The following is a 21,021-nucleotide window of genomic DNA, read 5'->3' as shown; positions in this document are numbered from 1 at the left end:
CCGCCTCTGAACCGTGCCAGGCACGGATCAAGTTTTGCCTATTTGGCTGCCTTGGCCGTCTTTCGTTTGGCCTTTGTCTTCGGCTCCGGTGGCGGCTGAAGCGCCTCTTTCTCGAGGCGCAGTTCCCTCAGGCGTGCCGTTTTGCGTTCGCGGGTCATCTGTTCGCTGGCGATGATTTCCTTGACGGTGGAGTCGAGCTGGCTGGACTTGACCAGCGCTGCCTCTCTCTTGGACCCGAAAAGATTGTCTTTATTGGGCGGCGCCATCTTGGCCTCCAGGGTTTGTGTCGGCGTTGGCGTTTCCTGTGGGTTTGAGCGGGTAAGCATCCGCGCCCACAAGGAGGGAGATCCATCCTGTATCGGGTGGCATTCGTATTGCTGGGAATTCCAGCGCTCCCCGGAAATAAGGCGGAATTGCCGCAATGAAGCCGGGGGGACGTAAAAAGAAAAGTGCCGATGAATCTTATATAGGACGACGCAAAAAACTCGGAAATAGCTACAAAAAGACTATTCGAATTTGATCCTCGATAAACGATAGTTTTATGTCACGCGAGTCGATTTATGCGAAATATCTAGTCATTTTCGATATTTCTGATATTTCGCCTTGTGGGGTATCCAGCCCTCAGCTATAAGCTGTGCATCGATATTGGTGAACGAACTTTGCCTCGACGCACTCTGCGCGACATTGACGAACTTCCCTCTCAAAATCGGTCTACTGCACCAGACGGTTGTCTGGATGCGATCTCTACATGAGTGATTGAAAGGTCATTGTTATGAGCACAGGTACTGTAAAGTGGTTCAATGCTACCAAGGGTTTTGGTTTCATTCAGCCTGATGACGGCGCGACGGACGTCTTCGTGCATATTTCCGCGGTTGAACGCGCTGGAATGAGCACTCTTCGTGACGGCCAGAAGATTTCCTACGAGCTTGTCAAGGACAAGCGCTCGGGCAAGATGTCGGCTGACCAGCTCGAATCCCTGTAAGGCATTGCTTTCGGTCTTTGACCATGGATGTACTGGCAAAGATCGTTGAGGCGATGAAGGAAGAGGTCGGGTTAGCCCGGCCTTTTTTGTATCTTGTTCCTGGCGAGCTTTTCGACACTCGGGGAATCAGTGTCCCCCGAGTGAATCCTCGGGCGATTTCTTGCGGTGGCCACTGATCTCCGTGCCGGCGGTGCGCGAAAAGCTGGCGTTCCAGATCACCGCGAGCAGCGCAATGGCCGTGACGACGATGAAGGCGACGGAGAAGTCGATCATCTCGGCCTTCGCATGGCCGCCGAACTGCATCGAGCCATGCAGGGCAAGAGCGGCGACGCAGATGCCGAGCGAGAGCATCAACTGCTGGAAGGTCGAATAAAAGCTGGTCGCGATGCTCATCCGGTCACGTTCGATCTCGTCATAAGCGATCGTGTTGTAGGCCGTGAACTGGAACGACATGAAGAAGCCGCAGAAGAACAGGATCACGAAGATGACAGGCAACGGCCAATTCGGCTGGAAAATGGCGCACATTCCATAGCCGAGCGTGCCAATCAGACCGAAGACGATAAGGGCGGTGCGGAAGCCGAGCGTGCGCAGGATGCGGACCTGAAAAGGCTTCATGGCCATGGAGCCGAGCGCGGTCGCAATGGCGATCTGGCCGGCTGTAGCGGCCGAAAGACCGAAGCCGAGCTGCAGCATCAGCGGGATAAGGAAGGGATGGGCGCCCTGGCTGATGCGCGTCAGCGAGCCGGCGATGACCGAGGTGCGGAAAGTCGGCACCTTCATCAGCGAGAAATCCATGATCGGCGACGGATGCTTGCGGGCATGTCGCAGATAGGCGATGCCGAACAGTAGGCCAATCGAGATCAGGAAGACGGCCAGAAAGCCTTCGCCTTCGCGGCTCGACATTTCGAAACCGAAGAGCAGCGAGCCAAGCGAGATGCCTGACAGGATGAAGCCGGAAAGGTCGAAGCGGCCATTGCGCGGCCCTTTTACCTCTTCGATGAACATCGACACCAGGATAAAGCCGATAACGCCGATCGGCACGTTGATGTAGAAGATCCAGCGCCAGTCGAGATAGGTCACGAACATGCCGCCGACGGGCGGGCCGAGAATTGGACCGACAAGCGCCGGGATTAGCAGCCAGGACATGGCGTTGACCATGTCCTTGCGAGCGACGCTGCGCATCAATACGAGACGTCCGACCGGGAGCATCATCGCGCCGCCGAGACCCTGCAGCAATCGCGCGATCACGAGGAAGAACAGGTTCGGCGCCTGCGCGCACAGAAGCGAGCCGACAACGAAAACCGCGATGGCGGATCGGAAGACGGTGCGCGATCCGAAGCGGTCTGCAATGGCGCCGCTGGCGGGAATGAAGATCGCGAGGCTGAGCAGATAGGACGTGAGCGAAATACTCATCGCTGGCGCGCTGACGCCGAAGTCTCTCGCCATGGTCGGCAGCGCTGTGGCGAGCACGGTCGCGTCAAGCTGCTCCATGAACATGGCGCTTGCTACGATAAGCGCGATTACACGAAAATTAGGTACGGCCCGCCGGGTTGGGGCGGCCTGGAAAATCTGGTCCGACATTGTCGGGGATCGCTCTCGATGGCGCGGTGGGGTCCAAAGACAGAACCGCAAGTCTGGTGACGGCGCAAAGGCCGATTGGAACGGGGCCCGGTATACTCCCGCTCACGCGGGATGACTATATCCGAATTTGCAAATCTTATTGATCGAAATGGAAAAAACGTCGCAGCCGGGCAGGAATGTCACAGCCGATGAATGCCAGATGAACAGGTGATGGCGGCAGCGGCGGTTGCATCGATCACAGTCTGTTTTCCCGCGTAAGATGGTGTGTCTCGATTGTTGATTCTACGTCATGAATAAGCTGACATAACGGCACTTAAGTCATGAGCTATCCTATTGCATGATGTTTACGAAGCCAAAGCGGGGCCTGCCATGAACATTCTCAGGAAGTGTTGCATTCGTCGCCGCGCCGCGTGATGCGGGCGATTTTTGACGGCGTACCGGCCCGCCTGACTTCCAAAACCTAACAACATCTTCAAGGAGAAGATCATGTTTGCAATCACTGCCGTCACTGGCAAGGTCGGTGGTACGACCGCACGCGCGCTCATTAGCGCTGGGCATAGGGTCCGGGCCGTCCTTCGCGATCGGGCGAAGGGCGCGGAATGGGAAAAGCTCGGCGCTGAAGTCGCCGTCGCCACCTTCGATGATGCCGATGCGCTGGCGCGAGCTTTCGACGGTACCGAAGGCGTCTTCGTCATGGCCTCGCCGAATTTCGCGCCCGATCCGGGCTTCCCGAGCGCCCGCAGGGATGCGGCGGCGCAGGCGGCCGCCATCCAGCGCGCGCAGCCGGGCAAGGTCGTGATGTTGTCGTCGATCGGTGGCCAGCGTACCTCCGGCCTCGGGCTCATCACTCAGGTTCACATGCTGGAAGAGGCGCTGGCGCCACTGACCATGCCGGTTGCCACTCTGCGGCCGACCTGGTTCATGGAGAATTCATTGTGGGATATAGCGCCGGCGCGCGCGACCGGTGAAATGCCGAGCTATCTGGCACCGCTCGACAAGCCCTATCCGATGATCGCCACCGCCGATATCGGCGCCATCGCCGCCAGGACGATGGCCGAGAACTGGACCGACCGCCGGGTGATCGAGATCGAAGGGCCGAAGCGCTATAGCCAGATCGAAATCGCAACCCTGATCGGCCAGGCCATCGGTCGTCCGGTCGTTGCCAAGCCTGTCCCGCGCGCCGAGTGGGAAGAGCGTTTCAGGGCACAGGGGGCTGCCTGGCCGGAGCCGCGCATCGAGATGATCGAAAACTTCAACTCCGGCTGGATCGATTTCGAGCCAGCAGGCGTCAACGAACATGTGGTTGCGCCGAGGCCCTTTGAAACTGTCCTGGCCGAACTCGCCAAGATCGCCTGAAGATCAGTACCCTTCAGCCAAGCCCGAGCCGGCGCGGCTATCCATTGCGCCGTTATAGCGCGCGCCGCCTCCCTCGGCGATTTGACCGAGGCTCTTGCCGCCGACGAGGATGCCGGCGGCCTGACCCCAGACCGGCCAATCGCCGCCGACCTGGACATTATAGCCCATGCCGGTCAGCAGTTTGATCGTGTCGGGAGACAGCGTGTAGGGCTCGGTATAGACCTTATCCGGCAGCCACTGATGATGTATCCGCGGTGCGTCGATCGCCTGCTGAATATCCATGCCGAAATCGATGACGTTGACGATCGCTTCGAGCGTAATGGTGATGATGCGCGCGCCGCCGGGGCTGCCGATCACCATGAAGGGCTTGCCGTCCTTGGCGACAATCGTCGGGCTCATGGAGGAAAGCGGTGTCTTCTTCGGCTGGACGGCGTTGGCCTCGCCTTGAACCAGACCGTAGAGGTTCGGTACACCCGGCTTGGCGGTGAAGTCGTCCATCTCGTTGTTGAGCAGGATGCCGGTGCCGGGTGCGACCACGCCGGCCCCGAAGGAGCCGTTCAGCGTATAGGTGACGGCAACCGCATTGCCGTCATTGTCGATGATCGAATAATGCGTCGTCTCATGGCTCTCGCCGAGGCCCTTCGGCATCAGATCCTTGGAGACGCCGGCGCGATAGGGATCGATGCTGTCGCGGATCTTCTTTGCGTAGTCCTTATCCAGCAGCTTGCTGACGGGATTGTCGACGAAATCGGGATCGCCGAGCGCGGAATTGCGATCGACGTAGGCATGGCGCATGGCCTCGACCATGAGATGCACGGTGTCAGCCGAAGCGTAGCCGGTAAAGGAAAGCGGATAGCCTTCCAGCACGTTGAGGATCTCGCAGATGATCACGCCGCCGGAAGAGGGCGGTGGTGAGGAGATGATCTCATAGCCCCGGTAATTGCATTTCACCGGGTCGAGTTCGCGGACCTTGTATTGCTCGAAATCCTCCTTGGCCAGGATGCCACCCTTATCGTGGCTGGCCTTGACGATCGCATCGGCGGTCGAGCCCTTATAGAAGCCATCAGGACCTTGTTCCGAAATGCTGGAGAGGGCCGCGCCAAGCTCCGGCTGGATCAATGTATCGCCGGTGGCGAAGGGTTTGCCGTCCCCTTTGACGAAGATTGCGGCGGTGGCCGGATCGCGCGCCAGCCATTTCTTGCCGTGGTTGAGCTCCGCGGCATCGGCCTGGTTCAGGGTAAAACCTTCCTTGGCATACCGGATTGCGGGCGCCATCAGTTCCTGGCGGGATTTCGTGCCATATTTCTCACGCGCGGTCTCGAAGCCCATGACGGAACCCGGCACGCCGACGGCGAGATAGCCGTCCGTGCTTGCGCCTTTGACGACATTGCCTTTGTCATCGAGATACATGGTCTTGGTCGCGGCGAGTGGCGCGCGCTCGCGGAAATCGAGGAAGGCTGTCTTGCCGTCCTTCAGCCGGATGGTCATGAAGCCACCGCCGCCGATATTGCCTGCGACCGGATAGACCACAGCCAAGGCATAGCCGACCGCAACTGCAGCATCCACGGCGTTGCCGCCGCTCTTCAGTACGTTGACGCCGACATCGGTCGCGAGATGCTGGGCAGTCACCACCATCCCATGCTCGGCTTCGACCGGCTGCGGTGCTGCGGCTTGAACGGTAGTAATGGAAAAGAGCCCGAAGGCAAAGATAGTGGCCGCGGATATTATCCGCTGGCGGAAATGGTACATGATGGTCCCTCCAAAATCATATTTTAGGTAAGAGAGCCTTTCGCTGCGTCTAGTGCCGCAGAGATAATTTCTGCTGCCGAATCCCGACTGGGTCGCGGCTCCGAAATCCGAACCGGGCGAAAGAAGGCAATCCGTATCGGGACGAGCAACTCGTGCTTCAGTCGATCCGGGCTAATCCGAAAGGATTAGAGTGAAGCTGTTTGTTCGATCTTTCGTATTAGCGCTTTGAAAATGTGCGGGATAAGTGCCTTCTCACGCTCGCAATAATTCTTTCATAAGGGCAGTCTACTTTAGGTAAGTCATAATCGAGGCGGAAAGTAATGAGTTGGGGGAAAATGATGGCCGTCACGAAGCTTGAGCAATGGAAGAACGAGCGCAACAGCAAACCTAAGCCGTTCGTCATTGCCCAAAAAACGCATGTCGTCGAAATCGAATGCGTCCATTGTCATCGCCATTTCTTTCGGTGGACATCGACAGCGCCGGCCTACTGGCGCTGCGAGGATTGCCCCACCAATCACTGATATCGTCCGGTCCTTTCGATCAAGCGATCAGGATGGCTCGGAAATCATTGACATTCGTTCCCGTCGGTCCGGGTACGAAGAGGTCACCGATCGCGTTGAACGCCGACCAGGCGTCGTTGTTTCTCAGCATTTCGGCGGGTACCAGCCCAGCCTTGCGCAGCCGCGCCACCGTGCTTGCATCAGCAAAGGCGCCGGCATTGTCCTCGCTGCCGTCGATGCCATCGGTATCGGCCGCCATGGCGTGGATGCCGGCGTGACTGTCGATGTCGATCGCGAGCGATAGCAGAAATTCAGAGTTTCGGCCGCCCTTGCCCTTGCCGGTCAGCGTTACCGTCGTCTCACCACCCGACAGCAACACGATCGGCTTGGTGAAAGGCCGGTTGCGATGCAGGATCTCGCGGGCGACGGCGGCATGTACATGCGCTGCCTCCCGCGCTTCACCTTCGATCGCATCGGACAGGATCGCTGCCTCGATGCCGGCCTCGCGCGCCGCTTTGGCCGCGGCTTCCAGCGAGACACCGGCCGAGGCGATGACATGCACCTCGTTGGCTGCAAAGCGCGGGTCATCTGGCCGCGGTGCATCAGCTTCCGGCTTTTCGATATGTGCCAGAACGGCGGCGGGCAGCTCGATGCGGTAGAGGCGGATGAGGTCGAGCGCTTCGGCGCGCGTGCCGGCGCCGGGAACGGTCGGACCGGAGGCGACGAGGGCCGGATCGTCGCCCGGAATGTCTGAGACCACCAGCGAGACGACCTTTGCCGGATAGGCCGATGCCGCGAGGCGGCCGCCCTTGATGGTCGATAGATGCTTGCGGATGACGTTCATCGCCGAAATCGGCGCGCCGGAGGCGAGCAGTGCCTTGTTGACGGCGATCTCGTCGGCAAGGGTAAGGGCGCCCGCCGGAGAGGGCAGCAGCGCCGAACCGCCGCCGGAGATCAGCGCAATCACCAGGTCATCCTCGGTCAATCCCTCAACCAGTTTCAACAGTCGACCGGAGGCGACGAGGCCGGCCTCGTCAGGCACGGGATGAGCGGCTTCGATGATTTCGATGTGGCGGCATGGGGTGGCGAAGCCATAACGCGTCACCACCAGCCCTTCCAGCGGTCCGTCCCAGCATTGCTCCAGGGCGGCTGCCATCTGCGCCGAGCCCTTGCCGGCACCGATGACGATCGTCCGCCCTTTCGGTTTTGCCGGTAGATGGGCGCGGATGCCGGTCAAGGGATCGGCGGCGCGGACGGCGGCATCGAAGAGGGAGGTGAGGAAGGCGCGGGGATCGGAAACGGTCATGTCGAAATCTGCCTGTCTGCGATGGGCTAGTAACCATTTGGTGACTCAACTGACGCGAACGCGCAAGGGCAGGGAACGCCAATTGTGTCCTGTGAGGGGAATCCCTATGTTTTGGGGAGCAGTTTCAACGATTATATCCGAGGGATTTTCAAGATGGCCGAACTGAAGGTGAAGACGAGACAGACCGGCGCGACGGCGACGGTCGGCCGCACCGGCCTTCCGCATGTGACGACGGTGACAGGCGGTGAGATCGATATCGTCACCTCGCCGTCGCAGCCGGGCTTCAATCCGCTCGACCTGCTTTATTCCTCTTTGTCCGCCTGCCTCGTGCTCAGCGCCCGTATGGCTGCGAGCAGCCTCGGCGTGCTCGACAAGCTGACGGAGGTCACCGCCGTCGTGACTGGCGAAAAGGCGACGGAAGGGCTGACGCGCGTCGAAAAATTCAACATCGCCTTCACCATCAAGGGCGATTTCGGCGACGAGATTCGTAACGCCATCGCGCATGCCGCCGAGGACGAGATCTGCACGGTCAGCAATACGATCCGGGGGAATCCCAAGTTCGAGACGGTGATTTCGGGGTGAGATTGGATTGAATGGCTTTTCGTTACTTCGAGGGTAGCTCAAATCCCTCCAAATACGGCCCAAGCTCCGGATCGATATCCACCTTCACCACATTGTTGTAGATCGCGGTGGCGATCATGATGCCGGCGAAAGCGACGAGGTTTGCGAGCGTGGGTTCGTCATAACGCGCCTTCAGCCGGTCCCATAATTCTTCCGGCACGGCGTTGGAATCCCTGACGATGGCCTTGCCGAAATCGATCAATAATGCCTCGTCTTCGGTGGGTACGATGGTTTCCGGCGCCAGGCCGGCATTGATCAGCGCACGGCGGAAAAAGCCGACCGGGATGATCGAGCGGCTTTCCAGCGAAATCGCATGGCAGAAAAGCCAGACCGCGCGGTCGTCCAGCGCCGGGCGGAGCTCTTCGCGCAGCGTGAACCATTCGGCATAGATGCGGTGTGCCACCGGCGAATGCAGCAGCGTCCGCTTCATATTGGTCATGCGGCCGCGCAGTTGCACTTCGCGGTCATGTTCGGCGCGGACGGCGTCGGAGGCGGTATCGTAATCGATTGGTGTGATATGGCTCATCGGCTGTTGTCTTTCACTGCGCCGCTTTGGAGAAGAACCGGTTCTGCGGGCGCGGCAAGCCGAGATGATCACGCAATGTCGTGCCCTCGTATTCGCGACGGAAGATACCGCGGCGCTGCAGTTCCGGAACGACACGCGTGGTTACGTCCTGCAGGCCCTGCGGCAGGAAGGGGAAGACGACATTGAAGCCGTCGGAGCCTTCCTCGTGCAGCCATTGTTCCATCTCGTCGGCGATCGCCTGCGGCGTGCCGATGAAGGCGAGGCCGGCATAGCCGCCAAGGCGCTGGGCAAGCTGGCGCACGGTCAGCTTCTCCTCCTCCGCCAATGCAATGACGCGCTCGCGGCCACTCTTGCTGGCATTGGTTTCCGAGATTTTTGGCAGCGGGCCGTCAGGGTCGAAACCAGAGGCGTCGTGGCCCAGAGCGATCGACAGCGAGGCGATGGCGCTTTCGTAATGGACGAGGCTGTCGAGCTTGGCACGCTTGGCCTTCGCCTCCTCGACGGTATCGCCGACGACGATGAAGGCGGCAGGAAGGATTTTCAGGTGATCCGGGTTGCGGCCGATGCGCCGCATCCGGCCCTTGATGTCGGCGAAGATCGCCTTGCCGTCGGCGAGATTGCGAGGAGCGGCGAAAACCGCTTCCGCCGTTTCGGCGGCAAGCTGGCGGCCGGCATCCGATTGTCCGGCCTGGACGATCACCGGCCAGCCCTGCGGCGGGCGGGCAATGTTGAGCGGCCCGCGGACGCTCAGCTCCTCGCCCTTGTGGGCAAGCACATGCATCTTTTGCGGGTCGAAGAAGATGCCGCTTTCGGCATCACGGAGGAAAGCGTCGTCGGCGAAGCTGTCCCAGAGGCCGGTGACGACATCGTAGAATTCGCGGGCGCGGTGATAGCGCTCGCCATGCTCCATGTGCTCTTCAAGGCCGAAATTCAGCGCCGCGTCCGGATTGGATGTGGTGACGATATTCCAGCCGGCGCGACCGCCGCTGATATGGTCGAGAGAGGCGAAACGGCGGGCGATGTGATAGGGCTGGTCGAAGGTGGTGGAGGCCGTGGCGACAAGGCCGATCTTTTCGGTGACGGCGGCAAGCGCCGACAGCAGCGTGAAGGGCTCGAAGGAGGTCACGGTATGGCTGCGCTTCAACGCCTCGACGGGCATGTTCAGCACGGCGAGGTGATCGGCCATGAAGAAGGCATCGAATTTTGCCTGTTCCAGCGCCTGCGCAAAACTCTTGATGTGCTTGAAATTGAAATTCGCATCCGGATAGGAGCCGGGATAGCGCCATGCGCCCGTATGCAGGCTGACGGGGCGCATGAAGGCCCCAAGCTTCAGTTGCTTCTGTTCAGTCATGGGGTCCATCCCTCTCGAACATCACTGGTTCCTGGCGGCCTGGCGCCGGCGAGAATATCCCTTTCGACGTAGGAGCCCTGTCGGCGCATTCAAAGAGCCGATTTCATTTATTTGATCGGTTCGAGGGAATATTCATCCGACCCCGCTTTCCGTGTCGCTCTGTCTGGCAAAAACCTTGACGAGCCAGTCGATGAAGACGCGTACGCGTGGGGAGAGTTGGCGGCTGCGGGGATAGAGCATGGAGACGGGTGTCTTCGTGAGTGGAAAGTCCTTGAGGACATGAACCAGCTCGCCGGATTTCAAGGCATGTTCGGCGTGATAGCGCGGCACCTGGATCAGGCCCAGGCCGAGCTTGGCCGCTGAAAAATAACTTTCGGCGGCATTGACCGAGACCGTCGCGGGCAGGGTAATGCCGCGCACCGCCCCGTCGACGATGAATTCCAGCGGCAGCAATCCACCCGTCGCCGAGGAGCGGAAGCCGACCATGCGGTGGCCGTCGAGAGCTTCTGGATGCAGAGGCATGCCGAAGCGCTCGATATAGGCAGGCGCGGCCAGGGTGATTTCCTCCAGCAGGGCGACGCGGCGGGCGATCATGTCGCTGTCCTGTGGCGTGCCGACGCGCAGCACGCAATCGATGCCTTCGCGAACGAGGTCAACGAAGCGGTCGCCCTCGGTCATATAGAGCTCGATTTCCGGATAGGTCGCAAGGAAAGACGGCAGGTTCGGCAATACGAAATGCCGAGCCAGCGTGCCGTGCACATCGACGCGCAGGAGGCCCTTCGGCTTGGCGCCCGCAAAGGCACCCTCGGCATCTTCAATGTCGGATAGAATGCGCAGACAGCGTTGATAATAGGCCTCGCCATCCAGTGTCGGGCTGACATGCCGTGTCGTTCGCTGCAGCAGGCGAACGCCGAGCCGCGCCTCCAGTTGTTTGACGGCATCCGTAACGGTGGAGCGCGGCAGACCGGTGTCTTCGGCCGCCAGAGTGAAGCTGCGCCGCTCTACGACGCGGGAAAACACCCGCATGGCATCGAATCTGTCCATTTTTCTTTGTTCGGCAATTTCGGATAGTGATGCCGAATAATGGCTGATTATCCGTCGACTGAAAAGAGGCATCTTCCTCTCATCGAAACGCGCTGCGGCGCACTCACAGCAAAGGATGAAGACAATGACCAATAATTCCAACAAGGTAGCGATCGTTACCGGCGCGTCACGCGGCATCGGCGCCGCGATTGCGGAACGCCTCGCAAAGGACGGCTTCACCGTCGTCATCAACTACTCCGGCAGCGAAGCCGCCGCCGAGGAGCTGGCCCGCAAAATCGAGGAGAAGGGCGGTAAGGCGCTGACCGTCAAGGCCGATGTTTCCGATGCCGAAGCCGTGCGTCGCATGTTCGATGCCGCCGAAGCCGCTTTTGGTGGTGTCGACGTCCTCGTCAACAACGCCGGCATCATGCAGCTCGCCAAGATCGCCGATGCCGACGATGGCCATTTCGACCGGCATATCGCCATCAATCTGAAGGGCACGTTCAACACGCTGCGGGAAGCCGGCAAGCGTCTGCGCGACGGCGGCCGCATCATCAATCTTTCCACCAGCATCGTCGGGCTCAAGCTTGAGACTTACGGCGTCTACGCCGCCACCAAAGCCGCCGTCGAAACGCTGACCGGCATCATGTCCAAGGAAATGCGCGGCCGCTCGATCACCGTCAACGCCGTCGCCCCTGGCCCGACAGCTACCGACCTCTTCCTCAACGGCAAGAGCGATGAACTGATCGACCGCATGGCCAAGATGAACCCGCTGGAACGGTTGGGCACGCCGGAAGACATCGCCGCTGCCGTCTCCTTCCTCGCCGGTCCCGATGGCGCATGGATCAACGGCCAGACGTTGCGCGCCAACGGCGGCATGATCTGAGCCTCCCCCAGTCGCAGCATAGCCACCTCGAAAGGAACAGGATCATGAGCAAGCAAGTTATCGTCATCACCGGTGCATCGAGCGGCTTCGGCGCGCTCACTGCCCGTGCCCTCGCCAAGGCTGGCCACACCGTCTATGCCAGTATGCGCGAAACAGAAGGGCGCAATTCGCCGCGAGTGGCCGAGGTCGCCGCCTTCGCCAAGGAGAATGGCATGGACCTCAAGGCGGTCGAACTCGACGTCGCCTCGGATGCCTCCGTCGAAGCTGGTATCGCTAGGGTTATTGAGCAAGAAGGCCGTATCGACGTCATCATTCACAATGCCGGCCATATGTCCTTCGGTCCAGCGGAAGCCTTCACGCCGGAACAGTTCGCCCAGCTCTACGACATCAATGTCCTGAGCACTCAGCGCGTCAATCGTGCGGCACTTCCCCATCTGCGCAAGCAGGGCAAGGGCCTGGTGGTTTGGGTATCATCGTCCAGCGCCCGCGGCGGCACTCCGCCGTATCTTTCGCCCTATTTCGCCGCCAAGGCCGCCATGGATTCGCTTGCCGTCTCCTACGCCTCCGAACTGACCCGCTGGGGCATCGAGACCGCCATCATCGTACCCGGCGCCTTTACCAAGGGCACCAATCACTTTGCCCATTCCGGCGCCCCCGCCGACAAGGCTCGCGCAGCCGAATACGACAATGGTCCCTATGCCGGCGTTCCGGACCGCGCGCTGAGGGGTCTGGCTTCGCTGGAGCCCGCCGATGCGGATGCCGCCTCGGTCGCCACCGCCATCGTCGATGTCGTCAACATGCCCTTCGGGACGCGTCCGTTCCGCACCCATATCGATCCCTCTGAAGACGGCGCGGAAATCGTCAACGGCGTCGCCGACCGCGTCCGCGCCGAACTCTTCCGCCACATCGGATTGGAAGATCTGTTGAAGCCGCATGTGAAAGATTGAATCGGTCGTCCTGCTACACCATCTCAATGAGTCGAATCGCCGCCTCTGTGCCACAGGAGCGGCGATCGTTTGTTTTCTATTGGCCTATTTGCGTTGTGCGGCGTTCCAAGGCTGCCTATTTCGTATTAAACCGAATCTATTCTGGGTCGGGAGATATCCATGAACGATAAGGACATTGGCGAAATCGCCTCCTGGCTCATGCAGAGCGGCCTTAAGGGCATGGGGGAAGCCGACATCCTGGCAGGTTTCTGCGAGGGATGCCGCGAGCGTGGCCTCAATGTCGACCGAGCCATGGCGCTGATGGATACGCTGCACCCGGTCTATGAAGGCCGCGCCTTCCGCTGGGACGGCAACCAGGTGGTCGAACGCGAGTTCGAATATGGCCCGTCGCATCAGGGGATCGCCGCCGAGAACTGGCAGCGTTCCTCCTTCTATCATTTGCTGACGACAGGCGGGGACGAGGTGCGTCGCCGCATCGGCTTCGGCGACCCGATCGATTTCTTCGGACTCGATACGCTGAAGACCGATGGTCATACCGACTACCTCGCTCTGGTGCACCGGTTCGAGGAAGGGGGCACCATCGGCGAGATGGATTGTTTCTATTCTCATTTCGCCACCACCGCCGGAGTGGGTTTCCCTGACGAGGACCTGCGCGTTCTGCGCAAGCTTACACCCGCGCTGGCCTTGGCGATCAAATGCACCGCCATGGGACGCATTGCCCGCACCATCGCCGAGGTCTATCTGGGCGAAGATGCCGCTCGGCATGTCCTCGAAGGCAAGATCACACGCGGTAAGGCCGAGCGCATCTCGGCGGCGCTATGGTTCTCCGACCTCGCGAACTATACCCGCATTTCGGACACGGCCGAGCCCGACGAAATTATTCCGATGCTGAACGCGTATGCTGACGCCGTGATTTCCTCGATCCACGAAGCGGGCGGCAACGTGCTGAAACTGATCGGCGATGGCACGCTGGCGATCTTCAAGGCGCGCGATTCAGGCGATGCCTGCGCTGCGGCGCTGATGGCGGAATCGCTGCTGCGCCAGCGGCTGCGTGATCTCAATGCCCAGCGGCAGATTGAGGGCAGGCCGGTAACCGACGTCTATCTCGGCCTGCATATCGGCGATGTCTTCTACGGCAATATCGGCAGCATGGACCGGCTGGATTTCACCGTCATCGGCCCCGCCGTCAACGAGGTCAGCCGCATCGCCTCCATGTGCCGTTCGGCCGACCGCAACATCCTGATGTCGTCGAATTTCGTTGAGGCGCTGTCATCCAGCCAGAGCAACGATCTTGTCTCCGTCGGCCGCTATGCGCTACGCGGCGTCAACCGGCCGCAGGAGCTGTTCACGCTGCTCTCATCGGCGGCTTGATGATTTTCAGCGACGCCCAGCCGCGAACATCGGGCCGCCCTTGTGAGGCGGAAAGCCGTAGCCGTTGATCATCACCAGATCGATATCGCTGGCGCGGGCGGCGATCCCCTCGGCCAGGAGTGCATCGCCTTCATCCGCCATGGCCTTCAACAGCCGGGTGACGATCTCATCTGCGGTAAAGCTCTTTGGTGTTATGTCCTTTTCCGCGCGGGCGGCTTTGATCAGCGCCGTGACTTCGGCGTCCACCGTGCGCTTGCCATCCGGATAGCTGTACCAGCCGCGCCCAACCTTTTGGCCGAAGCGACCGGCTTCGCAGAGGCGATCGGCGATGACGACATAGCGGGCGGCGGGATCGCGCGTTGCCGCCTGGCGTTTGCGCCGCGCCCAGGCGATTTCGAGGCCGGCCATATCGTAGACGGCAAAGAGGCCCATGGGGAAGCCATAGACCTCCAGCGCCGCATCGATTTCATGCGGCAGCGCGCCGTCTTCGACCATGAATTCGGCCTCTCGGCGATAGGCGGAAAAAATGCGATTGCCGATGAAGCCTTCGGTGACGCCGCAGACGATGGGAAGTTTGCCAAGCCGCTTGGCGAAGGCCAGCGCGCTGGCGAGCACATCCGGCGCAGTCCTTTTGCAGTTCACGACCTCCAGCAGCCGCATGATGTTGGCGGGCGAGAAGAAGTGCAGGCCGACGACCCGCTCGGGATGGGCGGTTGCGGTGGCAATGGCATCAGGGTCGAGATAGCTTGTGTTGGTTGCAAGGATGGCGTCGGTGCGAAGGATACCGTCGAGGCGTTGGAAAAGCTCGGTCTTGACGGTCAGATCATCGAAGACGGCCTCGATGACCAGATCGGCTTGCGCGAGTTCTGCCGCATCGGCGGCGACCGTCAGCCGGCTCAGGCGATCGTCCCGGCCTGCGGTATCGAGGCGGCCTGATTGCACGGCCTTGTCGAGGATGCCGGCTATGCGCTCACGGCCCTTGTCTGCAGCTTCGCGGGTTTGCTCGATACCGATGACGCCATAGCCGGCGTTCAGCGCGGCCACCGCAATGCCGGACCCCATCAGGCCGGTACCGACGATACCTACGGTTTTGATTTTGCGCGGCGAGACCTTTTCCAGGCCGTCGACCTTGCCGGCGGCGCGTTCCGCAAAGAAGACGTGGCGTAGCGCCGCTGCCTCATCGCTATCGCGAAGGGTGACGAACGTGCGGCGTTCCTCGGCGAGCCCTTCCGCCAGCGATGTCGTCGCGGCTATGCGAATAAGACGGACGGCTTCGGCGGGCGCTCGCTGACCACGCGCCTTGCGAAGCGCTTCCGCGGCCGCTTTGTCGATGGCTTCCTGAGAGCCTGGCGGGACGGGCAATGTACCGGTACGTCTCAAAGGGACATCGGCTGCGCTTCTGGCGCTGACAATAGCTGAGTCGATCAGCGAGTTTTCGATCAGGCTATCGATGATACCGAGCTTGTCCGCTTCATTGGCCAAGACAATGCGGCCGTTGGCGATCAGTTCGATGGCTGCGACGGTGCCGATCAGGCGTGGCAGGCGTTGCGTACCGCCGGCACCGGGAACGATGCCGAGCTTGACTTCCGGCAGGCCGATTTTCGCGGAAGGGCTGGCAATACGCTCATGGCAGGCAAGCGCCACTTCCAGGCCGCCCCCCAAGGCTGCACCGTTGATGGCGGCGACAACGGGTTTGGCAAACTTTTCGACGCGGGCGATAACCAGCGGCAGCAGCGGCTCGATCGGCGGCTTGCCGAACTCCTTGATGTCGGCGCCGCCGATGAAGGTGTTTCCGGTCCCCGTCAATATGACGGCAACGACTGCACTATCCTTTTCGGCATGATCGAGTGCCGCCATCAAACCGGCGCGGACATCGGCCGAGAGCGCGTTGACGGGCGGATTGTCGATGGTGACGACGAGAACGTCATCGGTCAGCGTCGCCGAAACAGTATCCGAAAAGCGCGATGCCGACATGGTGAGCCCACCCTATTCCGGAATAACGGCGGTCGCCTGGATCTCGATCTTGGCGCGGTCCTCTACGAGGGCGACGACCTGCACGGCGGCCATGGCCGGAAAATGCCGGCCGATGATCTCGCGATAGACCTGGCCGATGCCCTTGAGATTGGCGAGATATTCGCTCTTGTCCGTGAAATACCAGGTCATCGAGGTGATGTGCTGCGGCTTGGCGCCGCCCTCGGCGAGAATGGCGACGACATTCTTCAGCGTCTGGCGCACCTGCTCGACGAAATCGTCGCTCTCGAATTCGCAAGCGGCGTTCCAGCCGACCTGTCCGCCGACGAACACCATGCGACCGGTCGCCGCCATGCCATTGGCATAGCCGATCGGCTTGGCCCAGCCTTCAGGTTGCAGGATGGTGTGCATCGGTCATCTCCAGATGAGAGGTCAGCGCAGCGCGGATATCGTCCGGCCACGCAAGCGATTGATGAGTGTCGAGGGAGGTGGAAACGACACGATGGCGGGCGGTCCATAGGACTTGACCATTCGCCGAAACCTGATGTTCCAGATCGAGCGAGGAACGACCGATGCCGCGCACCGCCACCATGAAATCAAGCTCATCGCCCTGAAAGCCAGGGCGCACGAAGGTCAAGTCGAGCCGTACGGTCGGCACGCCGATGCGGCGGTCGTTGACCAGCGCCTTCCAGGGAAAACCCAACGAGCCGAAAAAATCCTCCAGCACCCCGACGAGGATGTTCAGATACGACGGGAAATAGGCGATCCCCGAGGGATCGCAGTCTCCGAAGCGCAGGGGTCTGGTGGTTTTGAATGCCAAGGCCGGCCTCAGTTCGAAAAAGCGGCGATGCCGGTGATGGCACGGCCGAGGATGAGGGCGTGGATGTCGTGCGTGCCTTCGTAGGTGTTGACGACTTCGAGGTTGACGAGATGGCGGGCGATACCGAACTCGTCGGAAATGCCGTTGCCGCCGAGCATGTCGCGGGCGGCGCGGGCGATCTCGAGCGCCTTGCCACAGCTATTGCGCTTCAGGATCGAGGTTAGCTCCACCGGCGGATGGCCGTCTTCCTTCAAGCGGCCGAGCCTCAGGCAACCCTGCAGGCCGAGGGTGATCTCGGTCACCATGTCGGCAAGCTTCTTCTGGATGAGCTGGTTGGCAGCGAGCGGCCGGCCGAACTGTTTGCGGTCGAGCACATATTGCCGCGCCTTGGCGTAGCAATCCTCGGCCGCGCCGAGAGCGCCCCACGCAATGCCGAAGCGGGCCGAGTTCAGGCAGGTGAAGGGGCCTTTGAGGCCGGAAACGTTCGGCAGCAGGTTTTCTTCCGGCACGAAGACGTTGTCCATGACGACTTCGCCGGTGATGGAGGCGCGCAGGCCCACCTTGCCGTGGATTGCGGGGGCTGACAGGCCCTTCCAGCTCTTTTCCAGGATGAAGCCTCTGATAACGCCGTCTTCAGTCTTGGCCCAGACGACGAAGACGTCGGCGATCGGTGCATTAGAAATCCAGGTCTTGGCACCGGTCAGGCTATAGCCGCCATCGACCTTTTTGGCGCGGGTCACCATCGAGCCGGGATCGGAGCCGTGGTTAGGTTCCGTGAGGCCGAAGCAGCCGATCCATTCGCCGGTGGCGAGCTTCGGCAGATACTTCTGCTTCTGTTCTTCTGAACCGAAGGCATTGATCGGCACCATGACGAGCGAGGATTGCACGCTCATCATCGAGCGGTAGCCGCTGTCGACGCGCTCGACCTCACGGGCGATCAGGCCATAGGCGACATAGCCAAGGCCGGCGCCGCCGTGCTCCGGCGCGATCGTCGGACCGAGCAGGCCGAGTTCGCCCATTTCACGGAAGATCGACGGGTCGGTCTTCTCATGGCGGAAGGCTTCGAGGACGCGGGGCGCCAGTTTCTCCTGCGCGTAGGAATGTGCGGTATCAAGCACCATGCGTTCATCGTCGCTCAACTGCTCCGTCAGCCGGAACGGGTCGGCCCAGTCGAAAATCTCGCGGCTCATGCTCTCAATCTCCATCAATTTGTCTTCAGAAGTTCGCGCGCAACGATCAGTTTCTGAACCTCCGTCGCACCTTCGTAAATACGAAGTGCGCGTATCTCCCGATAGAGTTTTTCCGTTATTTCTCCTGCCTTGACGCCGCGTCCGCCGAAAAGCTGGACGGCGCGGTCGATGACGGCTTGCGCGGTTTCCGTGGCCGCCATCTTGGCCATGGCCGCCTCGCGCGTCGTCGGCAGATGCTGCACGTCGCGACGCCAGGCCGCCCGATAGGTGAGCAAGGCCGCCGCGTCGATGCCGGTCGCCATATCGCCGAGGGCTGCTTGCGTCAACTGAAGGTCGCCGAGCGTCGCGCCGAACATCGGTCGCGTGCGGACATGCGCCAGCGATTCATCCAGCGCCCGCCGCGCAAAGCCAAGGCTGGCGGCGGCAACGGAGGCGCGAAAGATATCGAGCGTGCGCATGGCAATCTTGAAGCCTTCGCCCGGCGCGCCGAGACGCCGCGAGGCGGGAATGCGGCAATTCTCGAACCGGATCGTCGCCAGCGGATGCGGCGCGATCACTTCGATGCGTTCGGCGATCGAGAAGCCCGGATCGTCAGCGAAGATAACGAAGGCGGAAATGCCGCGCGTGCCCGGCGCCTCGCCGGTGCGGGCAAACACGGTGTAGACGTCGGCGATGCCACCATTGGAGATCCAGGTCTTTTCACCGTCGAGGACATAGTGATCGCCATCGACGCGGGCCGCACAGCTCATCGCCGCAACATCCGAGCCGGCATCCTTTTCCGACAATGCGAAGGCGGAAAGCCAGTCGCCGGCGCGAACTTTCGGGAGCACGGCGGCACGCAGTTCCGGTGAGCCGGAAAGGCCGATTGCGCTGGTGCCGAGGCCCTGCATGGCGAAGGCGAAATCGGCAAGACCATCGTGCCATGCGAGCGTTTCGCGGGCGAGGCAGACGAGGCGGCAATCGATCAGCGGATCACTATCTGAGGTGCCGGTTGCTGCCGCGAGGAGGCCGGCACTGCCAAGCGCCTTGACCAGCTTGCGGCAAGCGCCGTCGACATCCCTGTGGTCGATGGCGGCCATAACCGGAGATTTGGCGAAAGCGTCCACTTCAGCCGCGAATTCACCGTGGCGTTCATCGAAGAACGGCCAATCCAGATGATCCCGGTTCGGACCGGAGAGGCTTGATATCGCGGACATCGCCTCAATTCCCCTGGAATTCAGGCTTGCGCTTGGCGGCGAAGGCCTCGAAGGCGCGGCGGAAATCCTGAGTTGCCATGCAAACCGCTTGGGCTTGCGCCTCGGATTCGATCATCTCGTCGATACCCATTGCCCATTCCTGGTTCAGCATGGTCTTGGTCATGCCATGGGCGAACCATGGCCCATCGGCCAGCGAGCGGGCGCGCTTGACGGCTTCCTGCTCCAGATCGGCGCTCACATGCAGGCTGTTGTAAAAACCCCAGGCATGGCCCTCAGCCGATGTCATCGAGCGGCCGGTGAACAGCAGTTCGGCGGCACGGCCTTGGCCGATGATGCGGGGAAGGATGCCGCATGCGCCCATATCGGCGCCGGCGAGGCCGACGCGGGTGAAGAGGAAAGCCGTCTTGGCTTCGAACGTCGCCAAGCGCAAGTCGGAGGCCATGGCGAGGATGGCACCGGCACCGGCGCAGATACCGTCGACGGCGGAAATGATCGGCTGAGGGCACTTGCGCATGGCCTTCACCAGATCGCCGGTCATGCGGGTGAAGGCGAGAAGCTCGGGCATCGCCATGCGGGTCAGCGGCTCGATGATCTCGAAGACATCGCCGCCGGAAGAGAAATTGCCGCCCGCTCCGGTCAACACCACGGCGCGTATATCCGATGCATAGGTGAGATCACGGAAGAGATCGCGCAGCTCGGCATAGCTGTCGAAGGTCAGCGGGTTTTTACGTTCCGGCCGGTTCAGCCGGATCGTAGCGACGCGGCCGTCATCGCTGACCTCCCAGAGGAAATGTTGCGGCTTGTAATCTTTGAAGGGCTTGAGATGGCCCTGCATCGTCATGTCCCGATCGCTCATCCCGCTAAAACCTCCCCACCGGCAACCGCGATTGCCTGTCCATTGATCGATGCCGCCGCCGGCGATGCCAGCCATAGAACGGTGTCCGCAACCTCCTCGGGTTTGACGAGCCGTCCCTGCGGATTGGATTTGGTGAATTCCGTAAGCGCCTGTTCCGCCGTGCGTCCCGTCTTGGCGGCGATGGTGGCGATCGAGCGTTCGATGATCGGTGTATCGGTGAAACCGGGGCAGACGGCATTGACGGTGATGCCAGTCTTTGCAAGCTCCAGCGCCAGTGACCGCGTCAGGCCGACGACGCCGTGCTTGGCGGCAACATAGGCGGATACGTAGCCGTAGCCGGTCAGGCCCGCCGTCGAGGCAATGTTGATGATGCGCGCGCCGGCGCCATGCGCTTTGAGGTCCGGTAGGGCGGCCTGCGTCACCAGGAAAACGCCGGTGAGATCGACCGTCAGGACGTGGTTCCACATATCCAGGCTGGTTTTTTCGAAAGGCGCAGTCGGTGCTTCGCCGGCATTGTTGACGAGAATATCGACAGGACCGAATTTTTCGCGCGCAATGTTCAGCCCACTCGCGATCGCTTCGACGCTGGTGACGTCGAAACCGTCGACGACGATGGCATTCGCGCCGATCTCGGCGGCGACGACCTCCAGCGGTTCCTTTCTTCGCCCAGCAAGCGTCACGCGTGCGCCCTCCGCCGCGAGCGCCCGCGCGATCGCCGCGCCGATGCCGCTCCCGGCGCCGGTGACGAGGGCGTGACGGTTCGCGAGTTTGCCAGACGTCGTCATGCGT

Annotated in this window: 20 protein-coding genes; 6 read left to right on the top strand and 14 right to left on the bottom strand. The window is 61.2% G+C overall.

Annotated features, from left to right (window positions below; all coding sequences use genetic code 11):
* Nucleotides 1–38: 38 nt before the first annotated feature.
* A complete protein-coding gene (locus tag N2601_RS12335) occupies nucleotides 39–266 on the bottom strand; it encodes a hypothetical protein (protein WP_199773483.1) in 228 nt (75 codons plus the stop codon).
* 506 nt (nucleotides 267–772) lie between these two features.
* On the opposite strand from N2601_RS12335, the gene N2601_RS12330 reads away from it, so the two are divergent.
* Complete coding sequence (locus N2601_RS12330; RefSeq protein ID WP_104824108.1) at nucleotides 773–982, top strand: cold-shock protein; 210 nt, start codon at nucleotides 773–775, stop codon at nucleotides 980–982.
* 126 nt (nucleotides 983–1,108) lie between these two features.
* Here N2601_RS12330 and N2601_RS12325 read toward each other — a convergent pair whose 3' ends face one another.
* Complete coding sequence (locus N2601_RS12325; RefSeq protein WP_104824107.1) at nucleotides 1,109–2,563, bottom strand: MFS transporter; 1,455 nt, start codon at nucleotides 2,561–2,563, stop codon at nucleotides 1,109–1,111.
* Between the two features lie 486 nt (nucleotides 2,564–3,049).
* Here N2601_RS12325 and N2601_RS12320 point away from each other — a divergent pair, with 486 nt between their 5' ends.
* Nucleotides 3,050–3,919 (top strand): NmrA family NAD(P)-binding protein, encoded by an 870-nt coding sequence (locus N2601_RS12320; RefSeq protein WP_104824106.1) that lies wholly within the window; start codon nucleotides 3,050–3,052, stop codon nucleotides 3,917–3,919.
* A 3-nt stretch (nucleotides 3,920–3,922) separates the two neighbouring features.
* Here N2601_RS12320 and ggt read toward each other — a convergent pair whose 3' ends face one another.
* Together ggt and N2601_RS12310 are read right to left on the bottom strand one after the other, a co-directional pair.
* Entirely contained in the window at nucleotides 3,923–5,668 is a 1,746-nt protein-coding gene (ggt, locus tag N2601_RS12315) for a gamma-glutamyltransferase (RefSeq protein ID WP_104824105.1), read from the bottom strand.
* Between the two features lie 540 nt (nucleotides 5,669–6,208).
* Nucleotides 6,209–7,474 (bottom strand): glycerate kinase type-2 family protein, encoded by a 1,266-nt coding sequence (locus N2601_RS12310; RefSeq protein WP_104824104.1) that lies wholly within the window; start codon nucleotides 7,472–7,474, stop codon nucleotides 6,209–6,211.
* 153 nt (nucleotides 7,475–7,627) lie between these two features.
* Between N2601_RS12310 and N2601_RS12305 the strand changes: the two genes are divergently transcribed.
* Nucleotides 7,628–8,056 carry an OsmC family protein gene (locus N2601_RS12305; protein WP_104824103.1) on the top strand — a complete coding sequence of 143 codons (429 nt, stop codon included), beginning with the start codon at nucleotides 7,628–7,630 and terminating at the stop codon, nucleotides 8,054–8,056.
* A 22-nt stretch (nucleotides 8,057–8,078) separates the two neighbouring features.
* Here N2601_RS12305 and N2601_RS12300 read toward each other — a convergent pair whose 3' ends face one another.
* From N2601_RS12300 to N2601_RS12290, 3 genes are all read right to left on the bottom strand, one after another.
* On the bottom strand, nucleotides 8,079–8,621 hold the full coding sequence (locus tag N2601_RS12300) for a carboxymuconolactone decarboxylase family protein (protein WP_104824102.1): 543 nt from the start codon (nucleotides 8,619–8,621) through the stop codon (nucleotides 8,079–8,081).
* Between the two features lie 13 nt (nucleotides 8,622–8,634).
* Nucleotides 8,635–9,972, bottom strand: coding sequence for an LLM class flavin-dependent oxidoreductase (locus N2601_RS12295; protein WP_104825186.1), 1,338 nt, complete (start codon nucleotides 9,970–9,972; stop codon nucleotides 8,635–8,637).
* A gap of 132 nt (nucleotides 9,973–10,104) precedes the next feature.
* On the bottom strand, nucleotides 10,105–11,016 hold the full coding sequence (locus N2601_RS12290) for a LysR family transcriptional regulator (protein WP_104824101.1): 912 nt from the start codon (nucleotides 11,014–11,016) through the stop codon (nucleotides 10,105–10,107).
* Between the two features lie 124 nt (nucleotides 11,017–11,140).
* On the opposite strand from N2601_RS12290, the gene N2601_RS12285 reads away from it, so the two are divergent.
* The 3 genes from N2601_RS12285 to N2601_RS12275 all read left to right on the top strand — a co-directional run bounded on the left by N2601_RS12285 (nucleotide 11,141) and on the right by N2601_RS12275 (nucleotide 14,199).
* The gene (locus N2601_RS12285; protein ID WP_104824100.1) at nucleotides 11,141–11,881 is read left to right on the top strand and encodes an SDR family oxidoreductase; all 741 of its coding nucleotides are present in this window, start codon (nucleotides 11,141–11,143) and stop codon (nucleotides 11,879–11,881) included.
* A 44-nt stretch (nucleotides 11,882–11,925) separates the two neighbouring features.
* Nucleotides 11,926–12,828, top strand: coding sequence for an SDR family oxidoreductase (locus N2601_RS12280; RefSeq protein ID WP_104824099.1), 903 nt, complete (start codon nucleotides 11,926–11,928; stop codon nucleotides 12,826–12,828).
* A gap of 159 nt (nucleotides 12,829–12,987) precedes the next feature.
* A complete protein-coding gene (locus N2601_RS12275; protein ID WP_104824098.1) occupies nucleotides 12,988–14,199 on the top strand; it encodes an adenylate/guanylate cyclase domain-containing protein in 1,212 nt (403 codons plus the stop codon).
* Nucleotides 14,200–14,205: 6 nt separating this feature from the next.
* On the opposite strand, the gene N2601_RS12270 is transcribed toward N2601_RS12275, so the two are convergent.
* The 7 genes from N2601_RS12270 to N2601_RS12240 are packed head-to-tail and all read right to left on the bottom strand — an operon-like array spanning nucleotide 14,206 to nucleotide 21,017.
* Nucleotides 14,206–16,173: a 3-hydroxyacyl-CoA dehydrogenase NAD-binding domain-containing protein gene (locus N2601_RS12270; protein ID WP_104824097.1), complete on the bottom strand. Its 1,968-nt coding sequence runs from the start codon at nucleotides 16,171–16,173 to the stop codon at nucleotides 14,206–14,208.
* A gap of 12 nt (nucleotides 16,174–16,185) precedes the next feature.
* Nucleotides 16,186–16,581, bottom strand: a complete 396-nt coding sequence (locus N2601_RS12265) for a RidA family protein (RefSeq protein WP_104824096.1) — start codon at nucleotides 16,579–16,581, stop codon at nucleotides 16,186–16,188.
* Entirely contained in the window at nucleotides 16,559–16,990 is a 432-nt protein-coding gene (locus N2601_RS12260; RefSeq protein ID WP_104824095.1) for an acyl-CoA thioesterase, read from the bottom strand. The genes N2601_RS12265 and N2601_RS12260 overlap by 23 nt, the downstream gene beginning before the upstream one ends.
* 8 nt (nucleotides 16,991–16,998) lie before the next feature.
* The gene (locus N2601_RS12255; RefSeq protein ID WP_104825185.1) at nucleotides 16,999–18,180 is read right to left on the bottom strand and encodes an acyl-CoA dehydrogenase; all 1,182 of its coding nucleotides are present in this window, start codon (nucleotides 18,178–18,180) and stop codon (nucleotides 16,999–17,001) included.
* A gap of 14 nt (nucleotides 18,181–18,194) precedes the next feature.
* A complete protein-coding gene (locus tag N2601_RS12250) occupies nucleotides 18,195–19,376 on the bottom strand; it encodes an acyl-CoA dehydrogenase family protein (RefSeq protein ID WP_104824094.1) in 1,182 nt (393 codons plus the stop codon).
* 4 nt (nucleotides 19,377–19,380) lie between these two features.
* Entirely contained in the window at nucleotides 19,381–20,232 is an 852-nt protein-coding gene (locus N2601_RS12245) for an enoyl-CoA hydratase family protein (protein WP_104824093.1), read from the bottom strand.
* Nucleotides 20,229–21,017 carry an SDR family NAD(P)-dependent oxidoreductase gene (locus N2601_RS12240; RefSeq protein WP_104824092.1) on the bottom strand — a complete coding sequence of 263 codons (789 nt, stop codon included), beginning with the start codon at nucleotides 21,015–21,017 and terminating at the stop codon, nucleotides 20,229–20,231. Before N2601_RS12240 ends, N2601_RS12245 begins: the two co-directional genes overlap by 4 nt.
* Nucleotides 21,018–21,021 lie beyond the last annotated feature (4 nt).

It is taken from the genome of Rhizobium sp. CB3060 (assembly GCF_025200735.1).
Lineage (GTDB): Bacteria > Pseudomonadota > Alphaproteobacteria > Rhizobiales > Rhizobiaceae > Rhizobium.
This window is presented reverse-complemented; position numbering and strand designations above follow the sequence as displayed.

What these genes read in the sequence shown, in the direction of transcription:
- N2601_RS12335 (WP_199773483.1), bottom strand. Translation starts at nt 266, where the DNA reads ATGGCGCCGCCCAATAAAGACAATCTTTTCGGGTCCAAGAGAGAGGCA.
- N2601_RS12330 (WP_104824108.1), top strand. Translation starts at nt 773, where the DNA reads ATGAGCACAGGTACTGTAAAGTGGTTCAATGCTACCAAGGGTTTTGGT.
- N2601_RS12325 (WP_104824107.1), bottom strand. Translation starts at nt 2,563, where the DNA reads ATGTCGGACCAGATTTTCCAGGCCGCCCCAACCCGGCGGGCCGTACCT.
- N2601_RS12320 (WP_104824106.1), top strand. Translation starts at nt 3,050, where the DNA reads ATGTTTGCAATCACTGCCGTCACTGGCAAGGTCGGTGGTACGACCGCA.
- ggt (WP_104824105.1), bottom strand. Translation starts at nt 5,668, where the DNA reads ATGTACCATTTCCGCCAGCGGATAATATCCGCGGCCACTATCTTTGCC.
- N2601_RS12310 (WP_104824104.1), bottom strand. Translation starts at nt 7,474, where the DNA reads ATGACCGTTTCCGATCCCCGCGCCTTCCTCACCTCCCTCTTCGATGCC.
- N2601_RS12305 (WP_104824103.1), top strand. Translation starts at nt 7,628, where the DNA reads ATGGCCGAACTGAAGGTGAAGACGAGACAGACCGGCGCGACGGCGACG.
- N2601_RS12300 (WP_104824102.1), bottom strand. Translation starts at nt 8,621, where the DNA reads ATGAGCCATATCACACCAATCGATTACGATACCGCCTCCGACGCCGTC.
- N2601_RS12295 (WP_104825186.1), bottom strand. Translation starts at nt 9,972, where the DNA reads ATGACTGAACAGAAGCAACTGAAGCTTGGGGCCTTCATGCGCCCCGTC.
- N2601_RS12290 (WP_104824101.1), bottom strand. Translation starts at nt 11,016, where the DNA reads ATGGACAGATTCGATGCCATGCGGGTGTTTTCCCGCGTCGTAGAGCGG.
- N2601_RS12285 (WP_104824100.1), top strand. Translation starts at nt 11,141, where the DNA reads ATGACCAATAATTCCAACAAGGTAGCGATCGTTACCGGCGCGTCACGC.
- N2601_RS12280 (WP_104824099.1), top strand. Translation starts at nt 11,926, where the DNA reads ATGAGCAAGCAAGTTATCGTCATCACCGGTGCATCGAGCGGCTTCGGC.
- N2601_RS12275 (WP_104824098.1), top strand. Translation starts at nt 12,988, where the DNA reads ATGAACGATAAGGACATTGGCGAAATCGCCTCCTGGCTCATGCAGAGC.
- N2601_RS12270 (WP_104824097.1), bottom strand. Translation starts at nt 16,173, where the DNA reads ATGTCGGCATCGCGCTTTTCGGATACTGTTTCGGCGACGCTGACCGAT.
- N2601_RS12265 (WP_104824096.1), bottom strand. Translation starts at nt 16,581, where the DNA reads ATGCACACCATCCTGCAACCTGAAGGCTGGGCCAAGCCGATCGGCTAT.
- N2601_RS12255 (WP_104825185.1), bottom strand. Translation starts at nt 18,180, where the DNA reads ATGAGCCGCGAGATTTTCGACTGGGCCGACCCGTTCCGGCTGACGGAG.
- N2601_RS12250 (WP_104824094.1), bottom strand. Translation starts at nt 19,376, where the DNA reads ATGTCCGCGATATCAAGCCTCTCCGGTCCGAACCGGGATCATCTGGAT.
- N2601_RS12245 (WP_104824093.1), bottom strand. Translation starts at nt 20,232, where the DNA reads ATGAGCGATCGGGACATGACGATGCAGGGCCATCTCAAGCCCTTCAAA.
- N2601_RS12240 (WP_104824092.1), bottom strand. Translation starts at nt 21,017, where the DNA reads ATGACGACGTCTGGCAAACTCGCGAACCGTCACGCCCTCGTCACCGGC.